Origin of the sequence: Methylobacterium sp. WL1 (assembly GCF_008000895.1) — a bacterium.
In the GTDB taxonomy this organism is placed as follows: Bacteria; Pseudomonadota; Alphaproteobacteria; order Rhizobiales; family Beijerinckiaceae; genus Methylobacterium.
This window is the reverse complement of sequence record NZ_CP042823.1, coordinates 3,719,088-3,733,910: the sequence shown is the minus strand read 5'-3', so window position 1 is coordinate 3,733,910 and position 14,823 is coordinate 3,719,088. Positions and strand designations below refer to the sequence as shown.

The following is a 14,823-nucleotide window of genomic DNA, read 5'->3' as shown; positions in this document are numbered from 1 at the left end:
ACCCGCAGGAGACCGCCATGCATCGCACGACGCGCCGCCGTACCCTGAAGGCCCGCCGGGACCATCATCGGGGCTGGAGCATCGAGACCCTGTCGTACAGCCCGACCCGGATCGTGCGCCTGGGCGACGAGAAAGTCGCGATCCTGTTCCCGCCGGTCGAGCCCGGGGCTGAGTGGCAGCTCTACCCGCATCCCGACACGTTCCCGGGGCTCAACTTCGACGGGCTGCCCGAGCCGCTGCGCCCAGAGTTTCTGGGATTCTTGGATCTGCCGGCCGTCGAGCGGTTTCTCGGCATCGACGACGCGGTGCCGACGGCCCTCGCGGCCTGACCGGACGGCCCTTCACGCCCGAGGCCAGGGCGCGCCCCGGTGGAGCGCCTCGGCCTCGGGCGTGAAGCCTTGGGGGCCGTGCAGCACCAGCGGCGGCAGCAGGCTCGGAGCCGCGCGGCTGCCCCGGATGCCGGCGATCAGCACCCGGATCGCCGGCGCCTCGGCCCGGGCGTGGACCGGGCGGATCGCGATCCCGCCGTAGCGGCCCTTCATGGCGTCGAGGCAGGCCGGCAGGGCGTCTGCCCGGTGGATCAGCCCGAGCCGGCCCCCCGGTCGCAGGACCGCCGTGCAGGCGCGGATCCAGAGGTCCAGGCCGCTCTCGGGAAACGTGTGTGCCGTCGCCTTGCCGGGATGCGGGGAGGGGCGGTGGCGGCCCGCGGTGAAGAACGGCGGGTTGGTCAGGACGAGGTCGACGCTGTCGGGCTCCAGCCCGGCGGCGCGGCGCTCGGCCGCCGGCGCCAGAACGTCGGCCTCGATCACCGAAGCCGCGATGCCGTTGAGGACGGCGTTGGCCCGGGCCAGCCCGGCCAGTTCGGGGTCGCGCTCCACCAGGGTCGGGCAGGTTCCGGGATGAAGCGCCGCGCAGGCCAGACCCACCGCGCCGGTCCCGGCGCCGACATCGCACAACCGCTCCCCCGGCGCCGGGACCAGCAGCCGGGCGAGCAGCACCGCATCGGTCCCGGCCCGGTGCGCTCCGCGGGGCGGCTGGTGCAGGCGCAAAATCCCGCCCAGGAAGGCATCGGGCTCCGGGCTCACGGGTCACGCAACTCGTGCGCGAGCCCGGCATCCTTGAGCAACCGGCGGGCCTGGGGCGCCCAATCGCCCGGAACCATCAGGCGCTGACCGAACGCCCCGATCGAGCCTTCCATCACGCTCATATGGGTGTCGGCCACCAGGACCGGGATCTCGGCCGCCTCGAGCACCGTGCGGGCAAAGCCGATCAGCACGGGATCATTCGCGGAAATCAGCACGATCATCGCAATTCTTCGAAGGATGCCGGTCGTCCGGCGCATTCGTCGCGTTCGCTGCGCATTCCCTTCGCACCATATCCTCTCTGCGCCGATGTTGCGGCGCCGCGAGGCGCGTGCGAAGGGATCGCCCGCCCCCTGCGGGGGAACCGGACTGGAGGTCGCGGATCTTGGGTATGGCCCTCTCCATCGAGAATCCGAAGCCCGAGACCGAGGCGGGGTTGAACGACCTCGTCGCGCTGGTGGCGGACGGCATGGCGCGGGTCAACACCACGATCCTGTCGCGCACCGGATCCGACGTGGCGATGATCCCGGAGGTGGCCAACCACCTGATCGCCAGCGGCGGCAAGCGGCTGCGCCCGATCCTGACGCTCGCCTGCGCGCAGCTCTGCGGTTACGCCGACCCGTCGGACGGCGACGTGAAGCTCGCCGCCAGCGTCGAGTTCATGCACACCGCGACCCTGCTTCACGACGACGTGGTCGATGAGAGCGACATGCGTCGCGGCCGCGTCGCCGCCCGGATCAAGTGGGGCAACGAGGCCTCGGTGCTGGTCGGCGACTTCCTGCTCGGCCAGGCCTTCCGGATGATGGTCGAGGTCGGCTCCCTGCGGGCGCTCGACATCCTGTCCGCCGCCGCCACGGTGATCGCCGAGGGCGAGGTGATGCAGCTCACCAACGCCAAGAACCTCGAAACCGACGAAGCCGCCTACCTGGCGGTGATCCGCGGCAAGACCGCCGAGCTGTTCGCCGCCGCCTGCGAGGTCGGGCCGGTGCTCGCCGGCCGGCCGGAGGCCGAGCAGGTCGCGGCCCGCGCCTACGGGATGAACCTCGGCATCGCCTTCCAGCTGATCGACGACGTGCTCGATTACGGCGGTACCTCGGCTGCCCTCGGCAAGAATGTCGGCGACGATTTTCGCGAGGGCAAGATCACCCTTCCGATCGTGCTGGCCCACCGCCGGGCCAGCGAGGGCGAGCGCGGCTTCTGGCGGCGGACCCTGCAGCAGGGTGAGATCGGCGAGGACGACCTCGGCACCGCCCTCGACCTGCTGCAGCGGCACGGCGCCCTGGAGGAGACGGTGGCCCGCGCCCACGAGTATGGCGCCCAAGCCCGCGCCGCCCTCGACGTCTTCCCGGACGGTCCGGTCAAGGCCGCCCTCAACGGAGCCGTGGATTTCTGCGTGGCCCGGGCGCGCTGAAGGGCGCCCCTTTCGATCCGCGTGCCCCGGGGCTTTCGCCTACTATCGAGCAGGACGCCGACCATGACGCTGGCGCGCGTCTTTACTGGGCTCTGCACGAACTGAGCTTGGACGTCGTTCCGGTGAGCGAAAGGCGCCAAGCGGTCTGCATCCGTGTCGGAGATCTGCGCGCCGAGAGCTATTCGCGCCACGCTGAGGCAAAGATCGGGACCGGCCGCGTTGCCGGCCAGTTAGCCGTGCTCGCCTAATTAGAGCGTCATCCTAAAAGCCTGCACGTTGTGCCAGGTCCGATATGGAGCACGAGGCACCAGCCGCGGGACGCTTCATGGGTCGAGAGGCACCAATCGCCGCCATCGTGCCAGCAGCTTGCATCGGGCGGCGCGTCGAAGTGGATTGAACGAACCGCCGCGAGGGGACCCTGGGCGAAAGCATTGGACAAGCCCACTTCGCCCGCCTCCGACATGCCCTGGAAGGGAATGAAGCTCGCCATGGAGACGAAACGGGCCGGCCAAGCTGCCTCACCCGTGGCCCGGCGCAGCAAAAGCATGCCGCCCCGGCGGTTTGCGGCCTGGAGCGGGAACAGAAGTCGGCCCGCCGGCCGCAGCGCGTCGAGCCAGGCACGGGCCGGGCGCGGCGCCCCGGCATTGAGGCCGTCCGGCCCCACGAGATGGGCGAGGAGCGCCGTATAATACCCACTGCCGGTCCCGACCCGGACCACGGTCTCCCCGGGCCGGGGCGCGAGCGCATCGAGGCAGAGGGCGTGCAGGCTAGGCTGGCCGATATTGATGCCGCGTGCTGCGTCGAGGGCGACCAGCACGTCCTGATACAGAAAGGCGGGGTCGTCGACCGGGGTGGTCACGTAGAGTGGGCCGCGATCCTGAGATTGCCAGACATGCGCGGTGAGGATCGACCAGGGCCCCGGGCCGGCGAACGGCTCCCGGGGAACTGCCGCGAAGGCCGCCGTGACGCGCCGGTCGGCCGCATTCGGATTGGCTACCTGCGACGCGTAGAACCCGCGAAGCTTGGCGCTGAGCACCGCCGAACTGTAAGGATCCGGCATCTCCGTTCCCCCCGCGGAAACAGACCATCCAGTCCCCTATGCGTCAGGTCGCCGCGGGGGCGAGTGCGCCCGAGAGCGCCGGCGCTAGGCCGCGTAGCTCATCGAGATGCGCAGCGGTCAGATCGCGCAGCAGGTTTTCGGCCCGGGGCGTGAGCGCCAGCTCGCTCCGGCGTCGATCCTCGGCGGCGCGTCCCTTCGTGAGCAGGCCGCCATCGACCATCCGGGCGACGAGTTCGGCCGCCGTATGCGGAGCGATCAGGAGCTGCTCGGCCAGCAATCCGACGGTCGGTGGCGCGCGCCCGACATGCCCAGCCAGGGCCAGAAGCGCCTGATGCTGCTGGGGCGGGATGCCGGCCCGGCCTGCCGCCGCCTCGCTGAAGGCCAGGAAGCGCCGCAGCCGGTACCGGAACTCCGCCAGCGCGGCGTACTGTTCCTGAGACAGCGGCGCGGTCTGAGGATCCTCGGACGCCACGATGATCTCCCTGGTGCCGGGCTCAGGTCTTCGGCAGCACACCGTCCGGATCCATACGGGTTCCGCCGGCTCGCTGCACCCCGCTCCGAACGCGACGCGGTTGAATATATCGTATCACGATGTAATTAGGCCTCGTAGGACGGAGGGCTGTATGGACGGCGGACAGGATATCGCGCGCGGCTCCGAAAGGCCGCTGCGTCGGACGCTTGGCGATTTCAGCACGGATCGGCGCGTGCTGGCACTGGCCGGGCTCGCGGTGATCACTGGGACGGCCGCCACCGCAACCGCCTGGATCCTGCTCACGCTAATCGGTCTGGTGACCAATCTCGCCTGGTACGGCCGGTTCGACACCGCCCTGACGTCACTCGCCAGCGCGACGCCTAGCCCTTGGATGATCGCGATTCCCGTAATCGGTGCCCTGATCGTGGGCGCGATGGCACGTTACGGCTCTGAGAAGATCCGCGGCCATGGCATCCCGGAGGCCATGGAGGCGATCCTGATCGGCGGCAGCCGGATGTCGCCCAAGGTAGCCGTGCTGAAGCCGCTCTCCTCGGCGGTGGCGATCGGCACCGGCGGGCCGTTCGGTGCGGAAGGGCCGATCATCGTCACGGGCGGTGCGGTGGGCTCGCTGTTCGCGCAGTTCTTCCATCTGAGCGCGGCCGAGCGGAAGACCCTGCTGGTGGCCGGCGCCGCGGCCGGCATGACCGCGATCTTCGGCACGCCCGTGGCGGCCGTGCTGCTCGCCGTCGAGGTGCTGCTGTTCGAGTGGCGCCCGCGCAGCCTCGTTCCGGTCACGGTCGGTGCGGTGACGGCGGCATGCTGGCGGCCCGCCCTGTTCGAGGCCGGCCCGCTCTTCCCCTTCACCGACAATCCGGCGCTGCCGTGGTGGGGATTGCCGGCCTGTGCGGCACTCGGGCTAGCCTGCGGGCTGATCTCCGGTGTGCTTACGCGCGCGCTCTACGCCCTTGAGGACGGGTTCGGCCGGCTGCCGATCCACTGGATGTGGTGGCCCGCTTTTGGTGCCCTCGCGGTCGGCCTCGGCGGCCTGGTGGAGCCCCGGGCGCTCGGTGTCGGCTACGACGTGATCCGCGATCTGCTGTCCGGGCACATGTTGGCCGCAGCCGTGCTGACGATCCTCGTCGTGAAAGCGGTGATCTGGCTCGTGGCGCTGTCGTCGGGCACGTCCGGGGGCGTGCTCGCGCCGCTGCTGATCCTGGGTGGCGCGATCGGCTGGCTGATCGGCCTCGTCCTCCCCGGCGCGCATGGGTTCTGGGCGTTGCTCGGCATGGCGGCGATGCTCGGTGGGACCCTGCCGGCGCCGCTGACCGGAGTGGTGTTCGCCGTCGAGGTGACCGGCGACGTCGCCGCCCTGGCGCCACTGCTGGCCGCCACAATGGCGGCCTACGCGGTGACCGTGCTGCTGCTCAAGCGGTCGATCCTCACCGAGAAGATCGCCCGGCGCGGACAGCACGTGACCCGGGAATACGGCATCGATCCCTACGACCTGGCCCGGGTCGAGGCCGTGATGACCCGTGAGGTCGCCACCCTCGCGGGGGATCTCCCGGTGGCCGAGGCCGTGGCGGCGATCACCGCCGGTCCCCACCACGCCTATCCGGTGCTCGACGCCACCCGCCGGCCCGTGGGCTTGGTCACGCGCGACGACGCGCTCCGCTGGACGATCGAGATGCGGGCGGACGACGCGGCCGACGAGACCCTCGCCGAACGCGTCTCGGATGCCGGCTTGGCATTGGTCCATCCGGGCGATGTGGTCTCGCACGCCCTCGACGTGATGCTGTCGGCCGGCCAAGGCCGCCTGCCGGTCACCGATCCGCAGAGTGGTGCGCTGGTCGGGCTCCTCACCCGCAAGGACCTGTTGCAGGTGCGCGCCTCGACGGTCCGCGCTGAGGCCGAGCGCCGGGCGTATTTCCGCCGGAACCGCATCCGCGCGGGGGCAAGCGGGGGCTGAGGGCAGGGGGCAGGGGCCTGAGGGCAGGTGCGACGCGCCGTTCAGCGCAGGAAGGTCGGCGCCACCCACCAATCCGGATGTGCGGCCCTCAGGCCGGCGGCGGCCCGCACCGCCGCGCGGCGGTCGGTGAACAGCGCGAACACCGTCGCACCGGAACCGGACATCCGTGCCAGGCGGCATCCCTCCCGTTCACGCAGGGCCGCCAGGGCCTCGCCGATCACCGGGGCAACGGTGAGCGCCGGCGCCTCCAGGTCGTTCCGGGCCGGGGTGAGCGCTGCCAGGAGGGCGTCCGCGCCGAGCCCCCCGGCGATGCCAGGATGGGCCGCGCCGTCGAGCGTCTGCCCGACAGCGAGGCCCAAGGCCTTGAACACCGGAGCGGTCGGAACCGGCACGCCGGGATTGAGCAGCACGGCCGGCAGCGGCGCGAGCCCCAGCACCGGGCCGATCTCCTCCCCGGCGCCACGCATCATGCGGGCTCGCGGGTCGAGGCAGACCGGCACGTCGGCCCCGGTCCCGCGTGCGGCGGCGATCACGGTCGCGTGATCGAGCGGCAGGTGGTTGAGGCGCGCCAGCAACCGCAGGGCCGCGGCGGCATCCGACGAACCGCCGCCGATGCCGGCCGCGACCGGCAGGCGCTTGACCAGATGGAACGACCCCATTCGCAGGTTCGGCACCCGTGCCGCCAGCCCGCGAGCGGCGCGCAGGACGAGGTTGTCGTCCGTCGGACCGGCCGGACCGGCGGTCGGACCGCTGACGGTGAGGCCGAGCGCGGTGTCGGGGTCGAGGGTGAGGCGGTCGGCGGTTCCCGCGAAGGCCACCAGGCTCTCCAACTCGTGGTAGCCGTCTCCGGCCCGGCGTCCGAGTACGTGGAGCGTCAGATTGACTTTGGCGGGGGCGCGGTCGGCGAGCACGGGCACGGGATCTCGAACGGGTCGGGCAAGAACGGGGTTGACGCTCTACAGCCTCGTGGGCGCGAACAACAGCTCACCCAAAGTCCCCGTGAGACCGGTATGGCAAGGGATCGCCCACACGGATCGCGCTCAGATCCTCGGCGAGTTCCACCAGCCCGTCGCTGGCCGACAGGCCGGACAGGGCGCCCCCCGCACACGGAACCGCCTCCGCGACGCCGTCCGCTCCGATGCGGACGTGGACGCGCAGGTATTCGCGCCGGCCCGGGCGTTTCTCCTGGGCGAAGCCGCTGCGCACCGTCAGCGTCGGCGCTTCGTCGCGTGCGCCCGACAGGTGCAGGACGAGCGGGCGGAGGACGACCAGGGCGGTCACGTAGGCCGCGGCCGGGTTGCCGGGGAGCCCCGCGAAGGGCGTGCCCGCGACGGTGCCCAGGGCCACGGGCCGACCGGGCTTGATGGCCAGCCGCCAGAAGGTCAGCGCACCGGACGCCTCAACGGCGGCTCGGACGTGATCCTCCTCGCCGACCGAGACGCCCCCGGTGGTGAGGATCAGGTCGTGGTCGGCGGCCGCGGCTTCGAGGCGCTGCCGCAACGGGCCGGGCGCGTCGCGCAGGATGCCGAGATCGGCGGGCTCGGCACCGAGCCTGCGCAGCAGGGCGGCGAGCATAGGGCGGTTGGCATCGTGGATGCCGGCGGCCGGGAGGGGCCGGCCGGGCGGTGTCAGTTCGTCACCGGTCGAGAACAACGCCACCCGGAGCGGCACGCGCAGGCGCAGGGCAGGCAGGCCGAGCGCGGCGGCCAGCGCGAGGTGGCGCGGTCCCAGTCGGGTGCCGGCCGGAATCGCGAGGCTGCCGTGCGCGATATCCTCTCCCGCCCGGCGACGATTGGACCCCGAGGCGAGGCCCGCCGGCAGGATCACGGCGTCGCCGTCGATCCGCACATTCTCCTGCATCGCCACCGCGTCGGTCCCCGGCGGCATCGGCGCTCCGGTGAAGATCCGCACCGCGAAGCCCGGCCCGGGATCCACCGGCGCGTGCCCGGCCGGGACACGGCCGCCCAGGGGCAAGGGTGTCTCGCCCGTAGTCGCGACGTCCCCGGCACGCACGGCGTAGCCGTCGACGGCCGCGTTATCGAACGGTGGCAGATCGATCGGAGCGATCAAATCCTCGGCGAGGACGCGCCCGTCGGACCGGTCGACGGGGAGCGATTCGACGCCCGACAGGATCGGCAGGCGCGCGCGCAGCAGCGTCACCGCGTCGGCGACCCGCATGGGCGCGGGGGCAGCGTCGAAGCAGTCGCGACTCAGGCGTCCCATCGTGACGCGATGTCGGTCGTTGGCAGGAAGCGGGTCGGCACGGGTGCCTCGCGGGGCTGTGGTCCGCCGGCTTGCGGCATCGGGGCTGAGCGATCAAGCCCGGACGATGGCGGCTGCCCGTCCGATCCTCTACGCTCGCTTGCATCATGCCGCGTATCGAAGCGATTGCCAGTCTGCGCCACCTGTTCGAGGTGCCGGCGGACGTCAGCTACCTGGATGCCGCAGCCTGGTCGCCGCTGCCGCGGGTTGTCCGGGCCGCCGGCGAGGCGGGCATCCTGACCAAGAGCCGGCCTTGGGATCATCCCAGGACGGCGTTTCCGGCCCTCGCCGAGCGGGCCCGCGAAGCCGCGGCGCACCTGATCGGTGCGGGGGCGGACGATGTGGCGATCGTCGGCTCGGTGAGCCACGCCATGGCGACCGCCGCGTACAACCTCGCTCCCGCGCGGGGCGGGCGCCTGCTGCGGATCGCCGACGAGTTCCCGTCCCTGCGCTACGCCTTCGACCGGCTGGCGGCCGCGCACGATCTGGCCGTCGAGGAAGTCCCCCGGCCGCCGGACGGCGACTGGACCGCCGCCCTGCTGGCGGCGATCCACAAGCCGTCAGCCAAGCCGCTCGCGATCACCACCCTGACACCCCTGCACTGGACCGACGGCAGCCTGATCGACCTCGATCGGCTCGCACCGGCGGTGCATGCGGTGGGGGCGGCCCTGGTGATCGATGCGACGCAGGCGGTGGCCGCAACGCCCGTCGACGTGGGCCGCTGGCAGCCGGATTTCCTCGCCTTCCCGACCTACAAATGGGCGCTCGGCCCCTACGGCGTCGCGTTCCTGTACGCGGCCCCCCATCGGCAGGAGGGCCGGCCGATCGAGGACAACATCGGAAATCGCACGTCGGCGACCGGAGCCCGGCGCTACGACCGCGGCGAGTTGAACGATCCCGTAGCCCTCTCCATGGCCGCGACCGGTCTCGAGCTCACCGCCGGGTGGGGCGTCCCGGCCATCGCGGCGCAGCTTCGGGACCTGACCGGTCGACTCGCCGAGGGCGTGACGGCGCTCGGCCTCACCGTTGCGCCCCCGCATCTGCGCGCAGATCACATCCTCGGCGTTCGCGCCCCCGGCGGCCTGCCCGATGGGCTTCTGGATCGCCTGCAGGCGGCACGGATCTACGCGAGCGAGCGCTCGGGCGCACTGCGCCTCAGCCCGCATGTCTGGACCGACCCGGACGATATCGCGCGCTGTCTCGCCGCACTTCCGGATGCGCTCGGGCACGGGACCCGGAACAATACGGACTGGACCGGCCGATAGAATCCGTGCCTCCGTCGGGCGCGCGGATGCCGTGCGGACCGCTGCCCCGTGTTCCCGGAGCCGAGACGTGGCCATCGCCCCCCCGGGACGACGGCGCCCCCACCATCAGTCGAGACCCATGCCGCGCTCCGGTGACACCCTTCCCATGCCGGCCCGCGGACGACGCCTGACTGCCTCTGTGCGCGCAGCCCTGTCGGGACGGTTCGCCGTGATCCTGTCCGGCGAGCTGATCCAGAGCCTGTTCCACTTTGCGCTGAACATCCTGCTGGTGCGCGAACTCGGCGCCCACGATTACGGGCTGTTCGCGATCGTGTTCACGGTCGGCGCAGTCGGCATCACCTATATCCGCGCCTTGGTGACGGTGCCGGCCACGCTCCACCTCACCCGAAGTCTCGGCCGGCCGGCGGTACTGGGCTACGATGTGATGTTCGGCTCCGGCGCAGCCCTGGTCTCCGTGCTGATGGCGTTCGCCACCGGCGTGGCGCTGCTCCCCGCGATCGGTCTCGGCGCGCTGGCCGCGGGGGCGTTCGTGGGTCTCTATGGCTTCCGCAGCTATCTACGGATCGTGCTGCTTGCCCGTGGAAAGCCGCGGATCGCAGGCTTGAGCGACCTCGTCTACGCTGTTTGCGGCGCCGCGTTCATCTGGCAAGGGCTCAGCGGCGAGGAGGGTACGGCGCTGCTGGACCGGGCCTTCCTGGCTATCGCGCTGGCCCATGCCATCGCGATCGCGGTGGCGTACGGAGCGCTGCGCGAGCGTCTGAGACTCTCGCTCCATGCACGGGCCCGGGCGCGTTACCGGGCGATCTGGCGGACCCTGGCGTGGTCGCTGGCCGGGGTGACCAGCCTCACCGTCCAGGGACAGGGCCTGACGCTCCTGTTCGCCCTGCTGGCCGGTCCGGCCGCCTATGCGCCGATCGCCGCGACGCTGGTGCTCTACGCGCCGCTGCGCATCCCCACCGCCGCTCTGATGAACATGGTCCTGCCGGAGATCAGCGGCCTTCTGGCCGCCGGGCAGGTTCAGGCCGCCCGTCGGCTCGTCACGCGCTACGTCCTGCTGATCGCCGGCGCCTGCCTGGTCTACGGGCTGGTGATGGCCGCGACCCTGCCGCTGATCGAGCAGGTGCTCTTCAAGGGCCGCTTCACTGGTGAGCCCATGGGTTGGATCGGCCTCGGCATCTGGAGCGTGGTGGCCGTGTCGCTGCTCTACGCGATCCCCCGTGCCTACCTAGAGGCCTCCGCGGCCTTCCGGACGATCACGGCGGGAGCCGTGGCGAGCGCCACCCTCGGCTTCGCCCTCATGGTGCCGCTTCTCCTGCTGCTGCCCCCCGCCACGGCGCTCCTTGGACTCCTCGCCTCTGAGATCGCGACTTTGGCCTGGTCGATGGGTGCGTTCCGAAGCTTGTCGCGGGGGCAGCGGGTGGCGGCGGCGATGCCCTGACGGGTCTCGGACGTCGTGTCTTCCAGTCCGCCCGGAAAGCGTCAGTCCGTTACGCCGCGGCCTCGGTCGGCGCCCCTTCCGCGGCGCCGTCCTTGCCGAAGCGCCGCTGCCACGCGTGCCGTGTGCGGTCGACAAGATGTGCGGCCGCGCCCTGGGGGGTGCACCCGCCCATCATTGAGGTCAGGGTCAGGGACTGCGTGCCGAAGCGGCCCTTGAAGCCCTCGTCGCCGCACAGGAAGTCGACCGTGTGCAGCCCGCGGTCGATCGACCACATGATGTAATCCATCATCAGGACCATGCCGGGCGAGCCTCGCTCGAAGGCCGGATCGTAGGTGGTAACGAACGCCATCATCGTGCCGGCCTGGACGAAGTTGATCGAGACGGCGACGACGGCGCCGCCGCATTCGAGCACGAAAGCGTGCAGCAGCCCGGTCGCGGCCAGCACCTGGACCATCGCGGGCAAGGCCTGCGAGCCCTCGTCGTAGAACGCCGTGGAGGGCAGGTCGTGGGTTGCCAGCCAGGCCCGCTTGAACTGGGTCAGCCTGTCGAGAACCGGCCCGAGCGGTTCCTCGGGGCCGAGCAGCCGGAACGTGAGTGGCCCGTGCTCGCCCATGGTCTTCTGGCCGCGGCGGTAGTTCTGGCGGGTCTTCTTCGACTGTGCGTCGAACCAGGCTTGCCCGGTCGGCCAGGGGCCGCGCACCCGCCAGTTCGCCTCGTCGCGGTGGTTCAGGCGCAGCCGGACGCCCCCGGTGGCGGGGGCGAGCAGCACCCGCGCGGCAGCGTCGGGCAGAAGGCGGTTGAGATAGGCCAGATCGAATCCGCCGTCCCGGCTGGCCTGCTGCCACATCCGGCGCACCAGCCCGGCATTCGTGCGGTCGGCCAGCACGGCGTCGCCGAAATCGGAGCAATCCTTGGCGGCCCATTCGAGCACGCGAAAACCCTTCCGCCGCACCGTTGCGAGCGGCAGCACGCCAACCAAGGTCTCGCCCCGCCACGCCAGCACGATCGCCAGCGCCCGGCGATCGCGGTCGGGGGCGCTCGCCCACCAGGCCGAGATCCAGGCATGGCTCTGGAACACCAGGGCATTGCTGCGGGTCCACAGGTCGGTCCAGGCCGGTCCGACGGCCGCGAGTCGGTCGGTGGAGCGGACGATCTCGAAACGTTCAGGAGACATGGTCAAGCGCCCGAGCGAGGCTGGGTCGGAATACCGCGCAGGCGCCTGACCTGCCGCACGATCCGCCGGCCCAACTTTTTCAACGGAAGCACGTAGAGCCCCGACAGCGATTGATAGTCGGCGACGTCGCGGTCGACGAGGCCGAAGGTGAAATCCTCGTTCGGATCCGGGACGTGAAGGGTCCCGAACAGACGGTCCCAGAACGAGAACAGCAGCCCGAAATTCTTGTCGTAATGCTGGGGCGCGGTCGAGTGGTGAAGCTGGTGCCAGTGCGGGCAGAGGATGACTGCGTTGAGCCGGCCGAACGAGATCTTGAAGTGCGTGTGCCGCACGAAGTCCATCATCAGGATGTTGCGCATGATGTAGACGTTGATCCCGAACACCGTCAGCTCGACGGGGTCGAGCGCGAGCAGGCTCCAGATCCCGAAGCAGATCCCGGGGATCACCCCGTCCCAGGCGCGATTCATCAGCTCGTCGAGCGGGTGGACCCGGTCCTTGGTGATGCCGACCATCACCTCGGCGGAGTGGTGAACCTTATGAAGCTCCCACAGGAACGGATAGCGGTGCTGGGCCGTGTGGTAGAGGTAGTAGGACAGGTCGTAGGCCAGCAGCATCGTGAGGGTGAACAGCACCACGGTCACGGGTCCGGGATCACCGAAGACCGGCTGGTCGATCCCGAAGACGGTGCCGAGTACCCGGTTGGTCGCGTAGCCGACCGCCACCACGAAGGTCACGCCGGCCGGGATCAGCAGGAACGGCATGATCGCCTTGCGGGTGACGTAGAACAGCAGGTCGGCCCGCGCGGAGGGGTGCGTCATCACTTCGTGCGGCAGCACGAATTCGAAGAACTCGGTGAACGAATAGCGTTCGGCCGTCCGCAAGTAGGCGATCAGCGCGCAGCCGAACGCGGTCGCGAACAGCAGGCCGGCGGCGACGAGGTTCTCTGCCGAGACCCTGTCGATGATCCGGGTGACGAAGCCGACGACATCCATGACGAGGCGTTCCTCCGCCGGTCCGGTCCGCTCGCCGGCGGGGACCGCCGACCCTACCGTGCAATGTCCGACGCTTGAACGGTGCGGATGACCGCTCCCGATCCGACGCTTCGAGATTCGCCAAAACGCGTACGTTCTGGCCGTCGAGCTTTATCGACGACTGGTACTTACCGAATCTGACTGAGGCGTCGATTGTCCACCGGAGATCGGTCGCGACGGATGATCGCTGGCCCGGCTCGGGTGTCCGCCGACGAGCGCTTGAGCCCGCGGGCTCCGCTCACGCCGTCGGGCGCGGGGCCTGTTCCGCCGTCACCGCCTTGTCGGCACTGAACGCGCCCCGCAGGGTCGCGCGAACCATGCCGTTGATCCCTTCGGCCGCCGAGGCTTCCGAGAACAGGGTCTCGTAGCGCGCCCGCGCCGCGGCGCCGAAGCCGCGCCAGCTGGCTGGATCGGTGGCGATGCGGGCCAGCAGATCGGCGATCGGCTGCGGACCGCCCGGCGGCACGATCCAGCCGGTCTTGCCGTCGGCGACCACCTCGGGAAGTCCGCCGATGTCGGTCACCAGCGGCGGCACCCCGTAGGACATCGCCTCGATCGCGACCCGTCCCAGGGATTCGGGCCGCTGCGACGGCATCGTCACCACGTCGGCCCAGCGGTAAAGCGCGGACGGATCGTCCACGAACGGCTGGAGCGTGACCTGCTTCGACAGACCCGTCTCGGCGATCCGTGCGGCGAGGGCTTCCTCGCGCGCGGCATCTTCGAAGGCGCTTCCGACGATCCGCAAGTCGATCCGGTTGCGAACGGCTTCCGGCAGGGAGGCGAGCGCCTCGACCAGGACGTCCTGGCCCTTGATCCGGCTGATCCGGCCGAGCATCAGCACGCGCAGCGGACGCGTGCCGTCGTAATCCCGGTCGTTCGGCTCGGCCGGGCCCGCGATGCCGTTATAGACGACCCGGGCCGTGGCTTCCGGGGGCAGCGTGTAGGCGCGCTCGGTGGCGCGCGAATTGAAGACCACGTTGGCCCCGCTCCAGCGGATCAGCCCGCGCAGGACCTTCAGCACGGCGCCTTCCGGGATCTCGTGCACATGCACGATGCTGCGCCCCGGCAGCAGGCGGGCGGCCAGCAGGTAATCGGCCACCACGGTCGTGTTGACGTAGACGAGGTCGCTGTCGCGGATGCGCCGAAGCGCCCGGGCCACCGCGAAGGGCAGCGCCATCATCCCGAGCGTCGCGAGCCGGGCGAGGTTCTTGCGCCGCAGAATCCACAGGGGCTCGATCACGATGGCGCTGGCATAGGGCTCGAGCGCCGCCACGATCGGGCCGCTACGGGGCAGAACCACGTCGATCCGCGCGCTCGGATGGGCGGCCCGGATTGTCCGTACTGTCTCAATGAAGCAGCGATCCGAGCCGTAGAGCTCGAAACCCTGATGCACGCAGGTGATTCGGGTGACCGGTGCATCGCCGCGGTCGCGGCTGAATATGAACCGGCGCGTCGTCCCGGCGGAGCCCGGCTCGGCGAATGCATCACGCTGAAGAGTCTGTGCCGTCTCCGGCCCAAACGCGAACGGATGCGATGCCCCGTGAGCACCGACTGGGCTAGAAGATGTCGTGAGTATCGAGAAATCTACCATAAGATGAATACTTATCAGTCTATAACAACCTTGAGTTGTATCGCCTGTTTAGGCGACCGTTATTCCTGTCT

General features: G+C 70.5%; 14 protein-coding genes. 5 read left to right on the top strand and 9 right to left on the bottom strand.

Annotated elements, in window-relative coordinates; translation table 11 throughout:
* Positions 1 to 17: 17 nt before the first annotated feature.
* Entirely contained in the window at positions 18 to 329 is a 312-nt protein-coding gene (locus FVA80_RS18085) for a hypothetical protein (protein ID WP_147907202.1), read from the top strand.
* A gap of 12 nt (positions 330 to 341) precedes the next feature.
* On the opposite strand, the gene FVA80_RS18080 is transcribed toward FVA80_RS18085, so the two are convergent.
* A complete protein-coding gene (locus tag FVA80_RS18080; protein WP_147907203.1) occupies positions 342 to 1,085 on the bottom strand; it encodes a methyltransferase in 744 nt (247 codons plus the stop codon).
* Entirely contained in the window at positions 1,082 to 1,306 is a 225-nt protein-coding gene (locus FVA80_RS18075; RefSeq protein WP_147907204.1) for a DUF2007 domain-containing protein, read from the bottom strand. The genes FVA80_RS18080 and FVA80_RS18075 overlap by 4 nt, the downstream gene beginning before the upstream one ends.
* Before the next feature lie 167 nt (positions 1,307 to 1,473).
* On the opposite strand from FVA80_RS18075, the gene FVA80_RS18070 reads away from it, so the two are divergent.
* The gene (locus FVA80_RS18070) at positions 1,474 to 2,493 is read left to right on the top strand and encodes a polyprenyl synthetase family protein (RefSeq protein WP_147907205.1); all 1,020 of its coding nucleotides are present in this window, start codon (positions 1,474 to 1,476) and stop codon (positions 2,491 to 2,493) included.
* Positions 2,494 to 2,749: 256 nt separating this feature from the next.
* Here the strand turns inward: FVA80_RS18070 and FVA80_RS18065 are convergent, their stop codons facing one another.
* Complete coding sequence (locus FVA80_RS18065) at positions 2,750 to 3,553, bottom strand: methyltransferase (protein WP_147907206.1); 804 nt, start codon at positions 3,551 to 3,553, stop codon at positions 2,750 to 2,752.
* A gap of 43 nt (positions 3,554 to 3,596) precedes the next feature.
* On the bottom strand, positions 3,597 to 4,025 hold the full coding sequence (locus tag FVA80_RS18060; RefSeq protein WP_147907207.1) for a helix-turn-helix domain-containing protein: 429 nt from the start codon (positions 4,023 to 4,025) through the stop codon (positions 3,597 to 3,599).
* Between the two features lie 151 nt (positions 4,026 to 4,176).
* Between FVA80_RS18060 and FVA80_RS18055 the strand changes: the two genes are divergently transcribed.
* Positions 4,177 to 5,991, top strand: a complete 1,815-nt coding sequence (locus tag FVA80_RS18055) for a chloride channel protein (RefSeq protein WP_147957851.1) — start codon at positions 4,177 to 4,179, stop codon at positions 5,989 to 5,991.
* Positions 5,992 to 6,032: 41 nt separating this feature from the next.
* Here FVA80_RS18055 and FVA80_RS18050 read toward each other — a convergent pair whose 3' ends face one another.
* Positions 6,033 to 6,908: a 4-(cytidine 5'-diphospho)-2-C-methyl-D-erythritol kinase gene (locus FVA80_RS18050; RefSeq protein WP_147906292.1), complete on the bottom strand. Its 876-nt coding sequence runs from the start codon at positions 6,906 to 6,908 to the stop codon at positions 6,033 to 6,035.
* A gap of 67 nt (positions 6,909 to 6,975) precedes the next feature.
* Positions 6,976 to 8,214, bottom strand: coding sequence for a gephyrin-like molybdotransferase Glp (gene glp / locus FVA80_RS18045; protein ID WP_147906291.1), 1,239 nt, complete (start codon positions 8,212 to 8,214; stop codon positions 6,976 to 6,978).
* Positions 8,215 to 8,360: 146 nt separating this feature from the next.
* Here glp and FVA80_RS18040 point away from each other — a divergent pair, with 146 nt between their 5' ends.
* Together FVA80_RS18040 and FVA80_RS18035 are read left to right on the top strand one after the other, a co-directional pair.
* The gene (locus FVA80_RS18040; protein ID WP_147906290.1) at positions 8,361 to 9,518 is read left to right on the top strand and encodes an aminotransferase class V-fold PLP-dependent enzyme; all 1,158 of its coding nucleotides are present in this window, start codon (positions 8,361 to 8,363) and stop codon (positions 9,516 to 9,518) included.
* Positions 9,519 to 9,696: 178 nt separating this feature from the next.
* Complete coding sequence (locus FVA80_RS18035; RefSeq protein ID WP_246692013.1) at positions 9,697 to 10,956, top strand: hypothetical protein; 1,260 nt, start codon at positions 9,697 to 9,699, stop codon at positions 10,954 to 10,956.
* Between the two features lie 49 nt (positions 10,957 to 11,005).
* On the opposite strand, the gene FVA80_RS18030 is transcribed toward FVA80_RS18035, so the two are convergent.
* The 3 genes from FVA80_RS18030 to FVA80_RS18020 form a co-directional block, all read right to left on the bottom strand.
* Positions 11,006 to 12,130 (bottom strand): GNAT family N-acetyltransferase, encoded by a 1,125-nt coding sequence (locus FVA80_RS18030; protein ID WP_147906289.1) that lies wholly within the window; start codon positions 12,128 to 12,130, stop codon positions 11,006 to 11,008.
* 2 nt (positions 12,131 to 12,132) lie between these two features.
* The gene (locus FVA80_RS18025; protein ID WP_147906288.1) at positions 12,133 to 13,122 is read right to left on the bottom strand and encodes a sterol desaturase family protein; all 990 of its coding nucleotides are present in this window, start codon (positions 13,120 to 13,122) and stop codon (positions 12,133 to 12,135) included.
* A gap of 277 nt (positions 13,123 to 13,399) precedes the next feature.
* Entirely contained in the window at positions 13,400 to 14,602 is a 1,203-nt protein-coding gene (locus tag FVA80_RS18020; protein ID WP_147906299.1) for a glycosyltransferase family 4 protein, read from the bottom strand.
* Between the last annotated feature and the right edge of the window lie 221 nt (positions 14,603 to 14,823).

Bases quoted from the DNA above. Each gene is read 5' to 3' on its own strand.
- FVA80_RS18085 (WP_147907202.1), top strand. From the start codon at position 18: ATGCATCGCACGACGCGCCGCCGTACCCTGAAGGCCCGCCGGGACCAT.
- FVA80_RS18075 (WP_147907204.1), bottom strand. From the start codon at position 1,306: ATGATCGTGCTGATTTCCGCGAATGATCCCGTGCTGATCGGCTTTGCC.
- FVA80_RS18070 (WP_147907205.1), top strand. From the start codon at position 1,474: ATGGCCCTCTCCATCGAGAATCCGAAGCCCGAGACCGAGGCGGGGTTG.
- FVA80_RS18065 (WP_147907206.1), bottom strand. From the start codon at position 3,553: ATGCCGGATCCTTACAGTTCGGCGGTGCTCAGCGCCAAGCTTCGCGGG.
- FVA80_RS18055 (WP_147957851.1), top strand. From the start codon at position 4,177: ATGGACGGCGGACAGGATATCGCGCGCGGCTCCGAAAGGCCGCTGCGT.
- glp (WP_147906291.1), bottom strand. From the start codon at position 8,214: ATGGGACGCCTGAGTCGCGACTGCTTCGACGCTGCCCCCGCGCCCATG.
- FVA80_RS18040 (WP_147906290.1), top strand. From the start codon at position 8,361: ATGCCGCGTATCGAAGCGATTGCCAGTCTGCGCCACCTGTTCGAGGTG.
- FVA80_RS18030 (WP_147906289.1), bottom strand. From the start codon at position 12,130: ATGTCTCCTGAACGTTTCGAGATCGTCCGCTCCACCGACCGACTCGCG.
- FVA80_RS18025 (WP_147906288.1), bottom strand. From the start codon at position 13,122: ATGGATGTCGTCGGCTTCGTCACCCGGATCATCGACAGGGTCTCGGCA.